Genomic DNA, 14123 nt, shown 5'->3' on the forward strand with positions numbered 1-14123 from the left:
GAATTGCGGTGTTTTGATCCTTTGCTGGTTGGCTTCAATCCAGCAACTACATATTCCTCTGCGTAGAGTCACAACCATGACAAACACTCGCAGCGACTGGGAACAACGCTTCCAGTCCCTCACACTAGAAGGCCGCGCATTCATCGACGGCCAATACCGCCCGGCACTCAGCGGCGATACTTTTGAATGCATCAGCCCGGTCGACGGCCGCTTCCTGGCGAACATCGCCAGCACCGACGAAGCCGACGCCAATGCCGCCGTGCAGGTTGCACGCCGCACATTCGAATCCGGCATCTGGGCGCGGTTGGCGCCCGCAGAACGCAAGCGCATCCTGATCCGCTTCGCCGACCTCATCCTGGCCAACCAGGAAGAACTCGCCCTGCTCGAAACCCTCGACATGGGCAAACCGATCAGCGACTCCATGAGCATCGACATCCCTGCGACCGCCAACGCGATCCGCTGGAGCGCCGAAGCGATCGACAAAATCTACGACGAAGTCGCCGCCACACCGCACGACCAACTCGGCCTCATCACCCGTGAACCGACAGGCGTGGTCGCCGCCATCGTGCCGTGGAATTTCCCGTTGATCATGGCCAGCTGGAAGTTCGCCCCGGCCCTGGCGGCAGGCAATTCGTTCATCCTCAAGCCTTCGGAAAAGTCACCACTGACGGCGATTCGCATCGCGCAACTGGCCCTCGACGCCGGCATCCCCAAAGGCGTGTTCAACGTCCTGCCAGGCTTCGGTCACACCGTCGGCAAAGCGTTGGCGTTGCACATGGACGTCGACGTGCTGGCCTTCACCGGCTCCACCGCGATTGCCAAGCAACTGCTGATCTACGCCGGGCAAAGCAACATGAAACGCGTCTGGCTGGAGGCGGGCGGGAAGAGCCCGAACGTGGTGTTCGCCGATGCACCGGACTTGCGTGCAGCCGCTCAGGCAGCGGTCAGTGCGATTGCCTTCAACCAGGGCGAAGTCTGCACCGCTGGCTCACGTCTGCTGGTGGAACGCTCGATTCGCGAGCAATTCATTCCGCTGCTGGTGGAAGCACTGCAAGCCTGGAAACCAGGCCACGCCCTCGATCCTGAAACCACCGTCGGCGCGGTCGTCGATCAGCGCCAACTGGACAACGTGCTGCGCTACATCCAGATCGGCAAAGACCAGGGCGCGCAACTGATCGCTGGCGGCAATCGTACCCTCGCAGACACCGGTGGCCTGTACGTGGAACCGGCGATTTTCGACGGCGTGACCAACACCATGACCATCGCCCGGGAAGAAATCTTCGGCCCGGTGCTGTCGCTGATCACCTTCGACACCGCGGAAGAAGCGCTGCAGATCGCCAACGACAGCATCTTCGGTCTGGCGGCCGGCGTATGGACCAGCAACCTGAGCAAGGCCCACACCTTCGCCCGTGGTTTGCGCGCCGGCAGCGTCTGGGTCAACCAGTACGACGGCGGCGACATGACTGCGCCGTTCGGCGGGTTCAAGCAGTCGGGTAATGGTCGGGACAAATCGCTGCACGCGTTCGACAAATACACCGAACTCAAAGCGACCTGGATCAAGCTCTAACACTTTTACAGCGGCGGTCGCAGGCGAGCGTTTGCGGTCATCGGAGAAACCTATGAAACAAGACTCTGTTAAACAAAAGCATGTAAACAGCTACTACGCCGCCACCCGCAATCAGACGGGGGATTACCCAACTCTGGAAGAGCTGGTGGAATGCGACGTCTGCGTGATCGGCGCCGGCTACACCGGATTGTCCTCGGCGCTGTTCCTCAGCGAAGCGGGCTACAGCGTGACCGTACTCGAAGCCGCCAAAGTCGGCTTCGGCGCCAGCGGTCGCAACGGCGGTCAACTGGTCAATTCCTACAGCCGCGACGTCGATGTGATTGAAGAGCGTTACGGCGACAAAACCGCCGAAGTGCTCGGCAGCATGATCTTTGAAGGCGCCGATATCATCCGTTCGCGCATCAAAGAGTACGACATCCAATGCGACTACCGCCCCGGCGGTATCTTCGCAGCGCTGAACAAAAAGCAACTCAACGGCCTGGCCGAGCAAAAGAGCAGTTGGGAGCGCTATGGCAACAAGAACCTGAGAATGCTCGACGCGGCTGACATCAAGCGCGAAGTGGGTTGCGACAACTACGTCGGCGGTCTGCTCGACATGCAGGGGGGCCACATTCATCCGCTGAACCTGGCCCTCGGCGAAGCCGCCGCGATCATCCGCCTGGGCGGCAAAATCTACGAACAATCCGCCGCCGTGGAAATCACCTACGGCGAGCCGATCACCGTGCGCACCGCCAAAGGCGTGGTGCGGGCCAAGTACCTGCTGATCGCCGGCAACGCCTACTTGCCTCAAGACCTCGACAACCGCGTCACGCGCAAAAGCATGCCGTGCGGCTCGCAAATCGTCGTCACCGAACCGCTGTCCGAAAAAGTCGCCCGCAGCCTGATCGCCAACAACTACTGCGTCGAAGACTGCAACTACCTGCTCGACTACTACCGCCTCACCGCCGACAACCGCTTGCTGTACGGTGGCGGGGTGGTCTACGGCGCCCGTGAGCCGGACGACATTGAGCAACTGATCAAACCAAAAATCCTCAAGACTTTCCCGCAACTCAAGGACGTTAAAATCGACTACCGCTGGACCGGCAACTTCCTGCTGACCATGTCACGCATGCCGCAATTCGGTCGCATCGAAAAGAACGCCTACTACATGCAAGGCTACAGCGGTCACGGAGTCACCTGCTCGCACCTGGCCGGCAAACTCATCTCGGAAATGATCCGCGGCGACGCCGAACGCTTCGACGCCTTCGCCTCCCTGCCGCACATGCCCATGCTCGGCGGCCGCACCTTCCAGGCCCCGCTCACCGCCATGGGCGCAGCGTATTACGCACTGCGGGACCGGTTCGGTATCTAACCTGACGCAATTCCTGTAGGAGCCGAGCTTGCTCGCGAAGGCGGTCGCACAGTCAGCATCTCTGTCGACTGACACATCGCCGTCGCGAGCAGGCTCGCTCCCACAAGGGAACTGGCGACATGCACAAATTTTGCGAACAACACCGACCACTGTGGGAGCGGGCTTGCCCGCGATGAGGGCGGCACAGTCAAAATTGATGGCGCCTGACACACCGCCATCGCGGGCAAGCCCGCTCCCACAGGTTTCGTGCATGGACGGACGGCTATCGTGCGCCTGTTCAATTTATCCAGCCGTTTATCGAACCTGCTGAGCAACACCAACAAACGTGATTTAATACCCGCCTTTCACGGTTCCGGGACGGGAAACGGCGTGATCCGCGGCCACCAGTCGCCCGCCACCCACCCCCCATTACCCCTTAAGTATTCTTCGCATAAGGCTGTCATGGACACGGGCTCACGACTCAAATTAGTACGCGAAAGCTACAAACTGTCCCAGCGCGAGCTGGCCCGGCGTAGCGGCGTCACCAATGCCACCATCTCCCTGATCGAACAGAATCGCGTCAGTCCCTCCGTCAGCTCCCTGAAAAAACTGCTCGAAGGCATCCCCATGTCTTTGGCGGACTTCTTCACCTTCGACCAACCGCCGCGTGAGCATCAATACGTGTTTCGCGCCAATGAACAGCCAGATCTGGGGCGTCATGGGCTGCGGTTGCTGCTGATTGGCGCTTCGGTGCCGAGCCGGCAAATGCGGCTTTTGCGCGAGCAATACGCGCCGGGAGCGAGTTCGGGTGAAGAGCCCATCGTGCATGCTGAAGGGGAGGAGTGTGGGCTCGTTACCCGTGGCACGGTTGAGCTGACCGTGGATGGGCAGATCAGTGTGCTGAATGCCGGGGATGGGTATTACTTTCCGACGACGTTGCCGCATCGGTTTCGCAATATTGGGCAGGATGAGGCTGAAATCATCAGCGCCAACACCCCGGCGAACTTCTGATTCCTCAAGCAAACATCAAACCTGTAACGGACTTCGCAGGGGCGACCACTACTTGTGGTCGCCCCTCCATGCCATCAGCTGATGGTATCGGCGACGCCGTTCAAAGTGATTTCAAGTAGTCGAGAAGCTGTGACCTTTGGACATCACTGAGGCGGCTCACGCCATAGTCATGGCCGGCGTTGCTGTTGCCCTCAAGCCTGGTGTCGAAAAGAAACCAATTCTTGTCCGATTTCTCGGTCTTGAATCCCACCCTTTGGTTATCGAATTCATTGGTCCCTGTATAAAAAGTCGAGGGGCGCTGACGGGGTGGCAGGAGAAGGTCGTTCAGGGTCGGCACAGAGCCGTTATGCAAATAGGGAGCTGTGGCCCAGATGCCATTCAGGGGTCTTGCTTTATAGGCGAGAAGAGGAACCGTCGGGCTGGCAAGGTAGCAGTTGATTAGCCGTAGGGCTTTCTCATCAGCGTTACTGAACAAGGCACGGTTCCTGAATCCAGGGACTTTTTCAGGTTTGGTCTCTATTCCAAGCAATCCATCGAAAGCCAGCTCGGCGACATCGCGTCCTTTGCCAAGTAATGTCTCCAGGACGGTCACACCCAGCATGTTGTAAAGAAGGTCATTTGGCTGAATGGTCTCTTTTGGATTACTAACCTTGGAATAACCCGCTAACACTCCAGCATCCGCTTTGAATTGATAGGCATTGCACGCCATCCAGGGGTCCGTGCTAATGGTCCTGTCATTTGGGCCCCGAGGATTTAAATTTTCATTCGCAGAGATTGGAACCATGACCGCTTCGATTGGCGTGGCGAGATCGTTTCTTTTAAGGGAGGCATGGCAGCTGACACAATTTTCCGTAAATAATTTGGCGCCTGACGTGAGGTCTTCTGGCAGCGATCCAGGCCACCGCGGAGGTTTCAGGCTATAAAGAGAACGTTCTAAAACGTCCAGATTTTTCATGTTCACACTGGAGACAAATCCTGGCTTGGCCGGATTTTCTTTAACCGGTCGAATATCGGCGTACACGCCGATAGCCTCTCCAGCATTACGCCCCAGACCTCCAACATCGAGACCGCCGTCTTTTTTTATCGAGGGGAGTGTTTTTTTGCCGACCATCCCGTTCCATTGGAGAACGTTGTGTTGAGGTGTGTTCCAGAGAAATGGATAGCTCACCGGCGCATCAGAGGGGTTAGGGGTAGGCGGTGTCGCTTGGGTGACTTGACTGATTTTATTGAGAATGTGCCCCACTGCATCCAGGCGACCTGGGCCATATTGCAGATCTGTGGCATTGAGCGTTGCGTTTTGTGCATAAAACGCATTCAAGCTATCCAGCGATTTCTTCAGCCGCTGGCGATTCCCGTTTGACAGGTCATCACCCAGGACACTCTTTGCAAAGCGTTCGAATTTTTCAGGGTCAGCAGCCGTTGTGTTTAAAGCCGCGTTCAACGCCTTGAAGAAATTCTGAAAGTCGGCGTTCGTTGGCCCGCCATTGATGACAAGATTCTGCCCTTCAAAGTTGATTTGAGCCGTGTGACAAGCAGAGCAGTTCATCCCCACCCACGGCTCTTGCGACCCTTGGCCAAAAAACCAACGCAGTTTGGTGAAAGACAGTTTGCTGTCATGACTGTCATCCAGAACGAAACCCATCGGCAACGTAAAACGCTTACCGTTATAAGACGGATAGTAAGGCGTGTAACCGTAGGCCGAGATCGTTTTGTCACTCATGAACTTCTCTTCTGAATCAGGCTCTTCCAATGCCAGCGCCCAGGAGAAAGGGAGAATTCGTGATCCTTGTGAAAGGTTTTGCCAGTTAGACAGGGTGGCCTCACTCCATCCCTGATCCAGACTGTCGGTAGCCTGAGCTATTGAGTGACCGCCGAAAAACATCAATGCAGCGCAAGCAAACGGGGAGACTTTTGATTTGCTCATGAGATTCCCTTCTATTTTTAATTTCCTGTTGGGACTAATCACCTTGGTAGCCGAAGCTACTCGCGATGAGTGTAGCCAGAAAAAAAACAAGGCTTTGATTTTGTTCCAGGGCACTTATGTGGCTGCGGGATGGCTTTGCCGGTCTGGCCGCAATATTCCTGATTGCCACGATTGACAGTCGTAACGACTTGTAGGAATTTAGCCGCCCGCAGGTAAGGAATATCTGCTGACGACCAAAAATGGCCGTTATTCACCACACAGGGATTGTCTATGCAGGGTTCAAACACCGTTGCTCAACAGGTGTGCGGTCAGCTGGTGCACGAGCATCAGCACAACGCGCACATGAATATTGCCCAGCAAATTCTCGAATGCCTGTTTCGACGTCGTAGCCTTGCCCCGGGGCAGGATCACGAGCTTTCGTTGCAGGTGCTGGAACCCCATCTGGCGAAGGTCATGCAAGCGGTCGAAAGCGGCCGCAAGGTCGAAATGGTCTTGCCAGCCTTTCCCGGCAAATCGCCCAGCCGCAAGAAAACCCTCAGTCATCTGCCTGACCTTGCCGAACATCATGCCATCGACGAGTTGCATCGCCTGTGCAATGAGATCCAGCAGATCTACGCACCGGGGGCGCTGATTCATATCTGCTCCGATGGCTATGTGTTCTCTGACCTGGTGCATGTTCCCGATGCAGACGTCAAAGCCTACACCGACGCTATTCAGGACTACGCCGAACAGCACTATCCCGGCACGTTCGCCCATTTCGATCTGCGGGATGCCTATCCTCCGCTTGATTGTCTGGACGCCATGCGTGAGGAGATGATGATCGAGCACGGCCAGTCCTTGGTCTTGTTGCAGCAGCGTTTCAAGGATGAGCCGCACATGATGTTGATGTACTGCGGTATCCATCGCTTCCTGTCCGAGGATTACTCGGGGCTCAAGGTGTTCGCCGGCATGAGCCTTAATGCGGTGAAAAAAATCGCCAAGCCTGCCTCGCAGCGGGTGATCCAGCGCAGTGAAGCCTGGAGTGCGCTGTTACAGGCGCGCTACCCGCATTGCCTGCGCCTGTCGATTCACCCGCAACTGGCGGTGTCGACGAAGATCGGTATCCGGTTGGTGCCAACCAGTGACCTGTGGCGTACGCCCTGGCATTCGGTGGCGATCAAGCGACGGGGTGTAGTCACCCTCGAAAAACGCAGCAATGTCGATGAGCGCTACCACCGCTTGGTATTCCGCAAGGGGCGTCCTTGTCACTACGCCAGTGCTCAATGATGGCGTCTCGGTTGCGGGTCGAAGCCGTACTCTTCGATTTGGATGGGACCCTGGTCGACACCCTGCCTGACATCACCTGGTGCCTGAACCAGGTGTTGCTCGAACACGGTTGCCCGGCGCAGACAGCGGAAACGGTGCGGGGTTATATCGGCGGTGGGGTCACAGCGATGATCGAGCAGGTCGCCACGGGGTTTGGCATTGCCGATGCGGCCGCGCTGCACCAGCGTTATGTGGCGCTCTACCAAAACAACCTGGTTCAATTTTCCCGGCCGTTCAGCGGTGTGCTTGCCTTGCTCGAAGGCTGTCGCCAGTTACAAGCGCCGCTGGCTATCGTCACCAACAAGACCGAGGAAATGGCCCTGCAAGTAGCCGATGCGCTGCTTCCGCAGAATGCCTTCGGGACGATTCTGGGGCATCGCGCGGGCAGGGCGCTCAAACCTCAGCCGGAGGTGGCATGGGAAGCTGCCCGGCGATTGTCGGTTGATCCGCAATGCTGTTTGTTCGTCGGTGACACCGAGATCGATTTGAAGACCGCCCATGCTGCAGGCATGTACTCGGCGGCGGTCACCTGGGGCTATGGCATGACACCTGACTTGCAGGCCCTGGCCCCGAACTTCTGCTGCGAACAGCCGGCCGGATTGCTGCGCATTCTGCAGCAAGTCTGCGGTACGGCGCATGCATTCACCGAGCATGGCAACACCGTTCAATCCTATTGATACACACACTCTCAAGGAAGTTGTTCTATGGAACATAGAGACGCCTGGATCGCTGCCGTCAGCGATTTGCTCGCGGGTTATCTGCTCAAAGGCACGGATGATTGTTTCGACACACAAGGCAGAGCGCATCTCGCGTTACGTTTGGGGCACTGCTTCGATCAGGGCCTGCCGGTGCGTCTGGTGCTGCCAGGTTTTCCCTGCAAGTCGCCAAACGCCACTGACCAGACATTCGGCGTGCTGCCGGACTACGGCGAGGTCATCGCCATCGAGCGCCTCGACCAACTCGGCCAGGCCATCGCCGCGCTGCACGCACCGGGTTGTGTGGTGTCGATCCTCAGTGACGGAACGACCTTCAACGACATCGTCGGCGTGGCCGACGACGTTCGCGAGACCTACAACCGGGCTTTGCGTGACCTGTGCACCACCCATACGATTCAGTGGGTCAGTATGGAAGACCTGTTTCCTCAGGCCCAAAGTGCTGAGTCGGTTCGCGCCAGCCTGATCAAACAGGCCCGTTTGCCCTGGAAAAACCTTGGGGATCTGATCGAGCAGAGCCGGCACGATGAATCCCTCAGCCAGGCCCATGACCACCTCTGCAGTCACCTCTACAACGACCTGCGGCTGTGCCGTGAAGAGGGGCAGAGCGAGGACGAGTACCTGCAGCAAATCAACTTCAAAGCCTACCAAATGATGTATCGAGGGCAGGCATTGAATGCGGCAGTGGATCGTTTCTTCGGTGATGACATTCGCTTGTCGGTCCATCAATACAGCAATGCCGGGCCCAAATTCACCTTCGGCCTGGCCGAAGGGCTGACCCGTGTCGACAGCCCCTGGCATGCCGTGCCAGTGCGCAACCTCGACGGCAGTCAAACCCTTCGCGCCCGCGCCCAGGTCGATCTCGATCATCATGTGCTGGTCACCTGGCAAGGTCGCCCGTGGCTCTACCACCAAACAGAAAACCCGCAGGCCCAAGGTTTCGAATACGAACTGCAAAAACTGCCGCTGTTTGGCCTGGTGGTGCGAGACCCGTTAGGGCTGGGTTTCGAACGACTGTCCACGGGCCTGCTGGAAGCACTGGTGGAAACCTTCGGTTTCGTCTGCCTCAAGGGCTGCCGCTTCGATGACCAGGACAGTTTTGCTCGCAGCTGCGAACGCTTCGGCACGCTGTACGAATGGGCCTTCGGCGCCGTGCACGTGGTCAAACCTGCGGACAAACCCCAAGGCGTGGTGCACTCGCTGGAGAAAACGCCGTTGCACTGGGACCTGAACATGCTGCCCGACAGCGACGCACAGGTTCAGCGCAACCCGAAATTCTGCGCCAGCAAATTCATGCTGTATTGCAAGACCGCGCCGCAGCCGGGCGAGGGGCAGACCACCATCGTCGACAGCCGAAACGTACTGCGCAAAGTCGGCCAGCAAGTCGCCCGACAATGGCAGGACGTGAACATCACCTACTACACCAAAATGACCTACTTCGGTGGCTCCCCGCGCATGTACAGCCTGGTGGATCATCACCCCCGCAGCGGCGAACTGATCCTGCGTTACCAAGAGGGCACCGACTCGACATTGCAGACCCTGAGCCAGGCTGTGCAGGACCATGATGAGGAAGCTCAACAGGCGCTGCTCGAACAGGTCAACTCGCTGGTTTATGACCCGGAGTGCCTGATTGCCCATCAATGGAGCGAGGGTGATCTGGTGCTGATTGATAACTATCGGACGCTGCATGGCCGGTTGCCGATGTCGGCGGGTTCTTCGTCGCGGGAGTTGTGGCGGGTGCAGGTTTACTGACCGCTATCGTCTGGGAGGCCCTGGAGGCAGGGCCTTCTTCGAGACCTTTTCCCATCACTGTGCGATGAAGTTGCGAATCGAGAAAAATCGCTGGCATTGCATCAGCATCACACCAAGTTGGCCCAATACTCACATCTACCTCGACGCAGATGGCAACATTGATATGCGAAAAGGAAGTGGCACTGACACTGATCGCTTGAGGCCGTGCGAATGGGATCTAGCGAAGCCATAGTCGTAAAAAACCCGCAATAATACGGTTTTTTTACGGCTCAAAGAGGGTCACTGCCCCTTAGGCGCATCAAACCCCCGCTGCTCAATCACCCGAAACACATCACTCACATCCTGAACCATGATCCGAGCAATGTTGGTAACGGTGTTGATGTCGTGCTCGGCGTAGTCGGGGAGGCTGGTGCAGGCCATGAGGTTGAGGTATTTGAGGACGGCGCTGAGGCGTTCGCTGAGGCAGTTGTGGAGTTCGCGTAGCGGGGCGTCGGCGTCAATGAGGAGGACGGGGTGATCGGTGGCGAAGTGGGACATGGGGGTGTAGTGGCGGAGCGGGTTGTTCGTACTCATAAGTAAATCTTCCTCGTATCTGTAAGAAGAGCTACTGCCGTTCGCTGCGAATCGAAAGGGTGGTAGCTATGTGCGGGTTCGCAGACCGAGGATACGAGGAACCCGGCAGACCCGAAGATCTCCCACACACAGCCACCATAAAACGGAGTACGGGCGCGTTTGTGCGGCCGTTGCTGGTTATGGTGTGCAAGGTTACTACACGTATCGTCAGGGCTGCGAAACCCTATCGCTGAATTCGCTCAGCGACAGACCCACTCTAGGCAGCGATTTCGGTAGCCGCAACCGGGCTGTAGGACCACACGCGCTCACTGTGGCGAGGGGGCTTGCCCCCGTTCGGTGGCGCAGCCGCCGCAAAACCGGGCATTGCGGTGTGTCTGAGGAAACGGGCTAGCAGGGTTTTGGGCTGCTTCGCGGCCCAACGGGGGCAAGCCCCCTCGCCACAAAGGGCAGATTCCTACGTGTTTTGCAGACTTTAAAATCTTGGGCGCTCCTACAATCAAGCGATCAAACGCGGGATTTCCCGTGGGGAGGCTCGGCAGGGTTCATTAAATTTTGGGGAGTTGTGGGGGGCATAAGCGGGATTGCTCGCGATAGTGAGGGGTCGGGGCGCTTTGAGGAGTCTGTCACTCGACTGCGTCTGAAGTCACACCGTCGCGTTACTCCGCAAGGTAAGCAGCCTGTGTGTCATGAAGTGGCTGCGCGATGTTGAGTGCATGTTTGACTGCCCGCCGTTCCTCGCCTGTGAGGCTCTTTCTACCAAAATCATAGGAGTCACCACCCGGATTCATGTGCAGCGAAAAGAGCCCAATGATCTCGTCGTCAGCCACTTTGAGGATCAATTCCATGTAAGTCTCGCTTGAGGTGCTCGCCGTTAAATAGGTGAGGCCTTCAACCACTGCGCTGCCGCACCAATGCAACTCATCCCAAGCCAGGAAGTTCCCGTTCGCGGTTCCAATCTCTTGTAGATACCAAGACGTCGAATCTTCTTGGAGTGCTTGCAGTGCTGGCAGAAATCTCTCGCAGGAGAGGATGTCGAGTGGGTACTTGAGCTTGCCGTGGTGAACGTTATGCAAGCGTTCTGCTGACTGCTCTGGTGCTTGAGCCGCGCCGACAACTTTCGCCTTCAGCAGGTGGCTTTGGGCAATTTCTGAAGGTTGTTCACTCCAGCCATTCAAGTCGGAAACTGGCGGGCACCAGATAAGCAGAAGGATCTCACCAACGTCTAAACGGTCATGGCTATCAAAGAACGCGAAGGTTCTTTTGCCAACGCTCGGCACGATGTCTTTGAGGTGGAGTATCGGCGCGCTGTAGTCGATGCCCTGATCCAGAGACCAGAACATCGGGCAGTAGGTTTTCATCTGTGAACGCTCCTGGGAGGACAGCGCACTGTACGGTGTCTTTCCTGATTGCTCACATGAAAGCGGCCGCTCGGTTTTCACACAACGCTAGCACGATTCAGGTTGCTCATATGTCCGATGCCGGCGGCCTTCAAACGGCTGACCAGATCTTCGCGTGCTGCTCGCCCACCCGATCGGACATATTCAAGCTCCGATGCGGTGATCAATACCATCGAAACCAACCTGACTGGAGATAACGGCATGTCATCCAGTCGGGTCGGGAAATCCGGTTCCAGGGCTCCCAGCAGGACGCCGGTACAATCGTCCTCGGTCACGAAGCTTTTGGGGAGTTGATCGCTCATTTGGTGCGACAGGCTGAACCCGGGAATTTCGAGAGATAGCGTACCGTACTGATCGAGCCGTTCGGTGACTCCTCCAGCGTCGGCCACCGTTTTGGCAACGTGCTCCAACAGTTCGAATGCCCAGCTGTTTTTTAATGGATCGACCTCACCAAGTGAACCACGTGCGTGCTCGGGTATATCAGCTGTTTCCATGAACAACTCCATCTCGAAACCATTGCCCATTCCTTCAACTCCATCGAATGGATCCGACAGGCCGTCGGTGGCAAGGAGTATCGAGTCACCACGGCGGACCACCCGGTAGGCCTGACGAGTCGAGGGCCAGTCAGGGCCACCCCTGAAACTCGGACTGATCATATAGGCAATGACATCCCGTTCGACGGTGCCGACAGAGTGCCAATGACGATCCAGGCACGCTTCGCCGGCGAGTCGCGCCGCCAGATTGGCCGCTTCTGCCTCGTTCAACTCACCGATATCAACCAGCTTCTGGAATGCCTGGATTTGCGGCTCGACCCGGAGGGATTGGATGGCAGGGCTTTTCAGTGAGTCGAGAAGCTTTTTAAAGAAATTCATGTGCGTTCCTTGCCGGGTTTTGGCATTGATGTGAAAACGCGGAAGCAGTTTGTGCTTCCACTTCAAGGTTTTTTTTGCTGATGGCCAGGCAACTCAAGATTCCACCACCTCAATCGTCCATTCGCCCTGCACGTTCCGTGTGACGTATTGGATCGGCACAAACATTCCATACGCTTCGAGGTAGACGTAAATGTCGGTGCTGTATTGGTAGGCATCTCTTGTGCAACTGAGTACCTTGGCAGTCCCGGTCAAACTCGGGTGATACGTGCTGGCGGGTTTCTGCGACTGCACCTCACAGCTGTATCTGTCGTCGACCGGCACCAAGGCTCTGGGACCTTTCCCGCCGTTGGTATAAAGAAGCTGCATATCCTGCGTCGTGTATCGCAGGAGTGCGCCGACCGGCATGTTCGCCCAATCGCCCTCGAAGCTGAGTTTCGTCAGCGCCTTATTCTCGATCGTTATCTCACCTGCATGATTGTTGAATTCACTTTCAGCCAGGTCAATCAGACCCCGGAAAGTAACTTTGGCCCACTGACTTCCTCTGCCTTTAAAACGCTCCGTCAGTTGTTTACTCGTCTCGTCAGAAAGGTATTTCGAGTCACGCCCGTTAAGCCGTACGCCTTCATCTGAATACTGCCTTGGCTCGGACTTATCCGTGAACACCCGACGTAAGTGCCGAATGCTTTTCTCCGGTTTGGGCATGTTCAATGCCTCGATGGCTCTCAACACGGGGACGGCAACGGCGGGGACCGGCAATTCGAAGGGAGACTGCTCGCGTCCTTCAAAAGGTTTGTATTGATCCAGCGATTGCGGCTTGCCACAGGCCACCTGAAAAAGCTGACGTTCATCGGCGCCGAGGCTTTGCAGGCCGACGGTTTTAAGATCTGGCTGCATGTTTCCAGCGAGCACATGACTGTGAGCATCAAGGTAGAAATGGCTTAACGCGGTCAGTTGTTGCAGGGCACAGTTGGCCGTCCACCGCTGGCGTACCTGCCCATACAAGACGTTTTTGCCGGGCATCAACATCTCGCCGGGTAGTACCCGAGCCGTCCAGAAAGTCACCTCATCACCTTTTACTTTCAGGCTGGCGCGGTCGATCATCTGCCAATCCTGAAGCTCGGGTGCCGAGAACACGCGCCATTGAGGAGGTGTTGTCTGGGCACACACTTGCTTCAACTGCGCACTTTGCAGGTACTGGCTCTTTTGTTCCGCAGGCAACTGCCAGGACTCCTCCGAATCCCCCCGCGGTTTAACGGCGAATAGAGACATCCCCGCTTTGCTGCGGTAAGCCATTTGCGCATCGGGTTGGCCGCAGTTGGCATCGAAGCGTGCCAGATAGTGGAGTTCCGGGCTGGGGGACGAAGTCACTAAATAGGTGATCCTGTCTCCCTCTCGCACAATCGAACTCGGCTCGGGGGGCTCCAACATCACACTGTTGAAAACCGCAAGGCCTGGCTGGGCCTCGGGTGTTGTGATTTGAGCGGGTTTTGTTGCTTGGCATCCAGAGAGGATCACGGCAACGGTAAGCAGTGAAAAGAAGCTGGAAGGGCGGGACGTGGCATCCATGCGGGTGTACTTCATTGAAAGAGTGATGGCATATTAACATGAGCTGGTTGCCAAGTAGGACGGCGCTTATAGCGACGATATTGTGTTCGTGCAGCGCGCCCCGGACAAAACAG

11 protein-coding genes are annotated in these 14123 nt (G+C 57.0%); 6 read left to right on the top strand and 5 right to left on the bottom strand.

Features of this window, described 5'->3' with window-relative positions; genetic code table 11:
• Positions 1 to 76 precede the first annotated feature (76 nt).
• The 3 genes from AB7M26_RS16275 to AB7M26_RS16285 all read left to right on the top strand — a co-directional run bounded on the left by AB7M26_RS16275 (position 77) and on the right by AB7M26_RS16285 (position 3908).
• Positions 77 to 1567, top strand: coding sequence for an aldehyde dehydrogenase (locus tag AB7M26_RS16275; RefSeq protein ID WP_123499556.1), 1491 nt, complete (start codon positions 77 to 79; stop codon positions 1565 to 1567).
• 52 nt (positions 1568 to 1619) lie between these two features.
• On the top strand, positions 1620 to 2918 hold the full coding sequence (locus tag AB7M26_RS16280; RefSeq protein ID WP_123499553.1) for an NAD(P)/FAD-dependent oxidoreductase: 1299 nt from the start codon (positions 1620 to 1622) through the stop codon (positions 2916 to 2918).
• A gap of 441 nt (positions 2919 to 3359) precedes the next feature.
• The gene (locus AB7M26_RS16285) at positions 3360 to 3908 is read left to right on the top strand and encodes a cupin domain-containing protein (protein WP_008068184.1); all 549 of its coding nucleotides are present in this window, start codon (positions 3360 to 3362) and stop codon (positions 3906 to 3908) included.
• 100 nt (positions 3909 to 4008) lie between these two features.
• On the opposite strand, the gene AB7M26_RS16290 is transcribed toward AB7M26_RS16285, so the two are convergent.
• A complete protein-coding gene (locus tag AB7M26_RS16290; RefSeq protein ID WP_123495379.1) occupies positions 4009 to 5832 on the bottom strand; it encodes a di-heme-cytochrome C peroxidase in 1824 nt (607 codons plus the stop codon).
• A 270-nt stretch (positions 5833 to 6102) separates the two neighbouring features.
• Between AB7M26_RS16290 and AB7M26_RS16295 the strand changes: the two genes are divergently transcribed.
• The 3 genes from AB7M26_RS16295 to AB7M26_RS16305 are packed head-to-tail and all read left to right on the top strand — an operon-like array spanning position 6103 to position 9602.
• Positions 6103 to 7098, top strand: a complete 996-nt coding sequence (locus AB7M26_RS16295; RefSeq protein WP_123495377.1) for an isocyanide synthase family protein — start codon at positions 6103 to 6105, stop codon at positions 7096 to 7098.
• Positions 7098 to 7814, top strand: coding sequence for an HAD family hydrolase (locus AB7M26_RS16300; protein ID WP_123495427.1), 717 nt, complete (start codon positions 7098 to 7100; stop codon positions 7812 to 7814). The genes AB7M26_RS16295 and AB7M26_RS16300 overlap by 1 nt, the downstream gene beginning before the upstream one ends.
• A gap of 27 nt (positions 7815 to 7841) precedes the next feature.
• Positions 7842 to 9602, top strand: a complete 1761-nt coding sequence (locus tag AB7M26_RS16305) for an isocyanide synthase family protein (protein WP_123495375.1) — start codon at positions 7842 to 7844, stop codon at positions 9600 to 9602.
• Between the two features lie 279 nt (positions 9603 to 9881).
• On the opposite strand, the gene AB7M26_RS16310 is transcribed toward AB7M26_RS16305, so the two are convergent.
• From AB7M26_RS16310 to AB7M26_RS16325, 4 genes are all read right to left on the bottom strand, one after another.
• On the bottom strand, positions 9882 to 10175 hold the full coding sequence (locus AB7M26_RS16310; RefSeq protein WP_123495373.1) for a fructose-bisphosphate aldolase: 294 nt from the start codon (positions 10173 to 10175) through the stop codon (positions 9882 to 9884).
• Positions 10176 to 10831: 656 nt separating this feature from the next.
• Positions 10832 to 11533: a hypothetical protein gene (locus AB7M26_RS16315; protein WP_123495371.1), complete on the bottom strand. Its 702-nt coding sequence runs from the start codon at positions 11531 to 11533 to the stop codon at positions 10832 to 10834.
• A 77-nt stretch (positions 11534 to 11610) separates the two neighbouring features.
• On the bottom strand, positions 11611 to 12444 hold the full coding sequence (locus AB7M26_RS16320; RefSeq protein WP_123495369.1) for a suppressor of fused domain protein: 834 nt from the start codon (positions 12442 to 12444) through the stop codon (positions 11611 to 11613).
• 93 nt (positions 12445 to 12537) lie between these two features.
• Positions 12538 to 14010 carry a hypothetical protein gene (locus tag AB7M26_RS16325; protein ID WP_429375995.1) on the bottom strand — a complete coding sequence of 491 codons (1473 nt, stop codon included), beginning with the start codon at positions 14008 to 14010 and terminating at the stop codon, positions 12538 to 12540.
• Positions 14011 to 14123 lie beyond the last annotated feature (113 nt).

The organism is Pseudomonas sp. F-14 TE3482, from assembly GCF_053629455.1.

Bases quoted from the DNA above. Each gene is read 5' to 3' on its own strand.
- AB7M26_RS16305 (WP_123495375.1), top strand. From the start codon at position 7,842: ATGGAACATAGAGACGCCTGGATCGCTGCCGTCAGCGATTTGCTCGCG.
- AB7M26_RS16310 (WP_123495373.1), bottom strand. From the start codon at position 10,175: ATGAGTACGAACAACCCGCTCCGCCACTACACCCCCATGTCCCACTTC.
- AB7M26_RS16285 (WP_008068184.1), top strand. From the start codon at position 3,360: ATGGACACGGGCTCACGACTCAAATTAGTACGCGAAAGCTACAAACTG.
- AB7M26_RS16275 (WP_123499556.1), top strand. From the start codon at position 77: ATGACAAACACTCGCAGCGACTGGGAACAACGCTTCCAGTCCCTCACA.
- AB7M26_RS16280 (WP_123499553.1), top strand. From the start codon at position 1,620: ATGAAACAAGACTCTGTTAAACAAAAGCATGTAAACAGCTACTACGCC.
- AB7M26_RS16290 (WP_123495379.1), bottom strand. From the start codon at position 5,832: ATGAGCAAATCAAAAGTCTCCCCGTTTGCTTGCGCTGCATTGATGTTT.
- AB7M26_RS16315 (WP_123495371.1), bottom strand. From the start codon at position 11,533: ATGAAAACCTACTGCCCGATGTTCTGGTCTCTGGATCAGGGCATCGAC.
- AB7M26_RS16325 (WP_429375995.1), bottom strand. From the start codon at position 14,010: ATGGATGCCACGTCCCGCCCTTCCAGCTTCTTTTCACTGCTTACCGTT.
- AB7M26_RS16300 (WP_123495427.1), top strand. From the start codon at position 7,098: ATGGCGTCTCGGTTGCGGGTCGAAGCCGTACTCTTCGATTTGGATGGG.
- AB7M26_RS16295 (WP_123495377.1), top strand. From the start codon at position 6,103: ATGCAGGGTTCAAACACCGTTGCTCAACAGGTGTGCGGTCAGCTGGTG.
- AB7M26_RS16320 (WP_123495369.1), bottom strand. From the start codon at position 12,444: ATGAATTTCTTTAAAAAGCTTCTCGACTCACTGAAAAGCCCTGCCATC.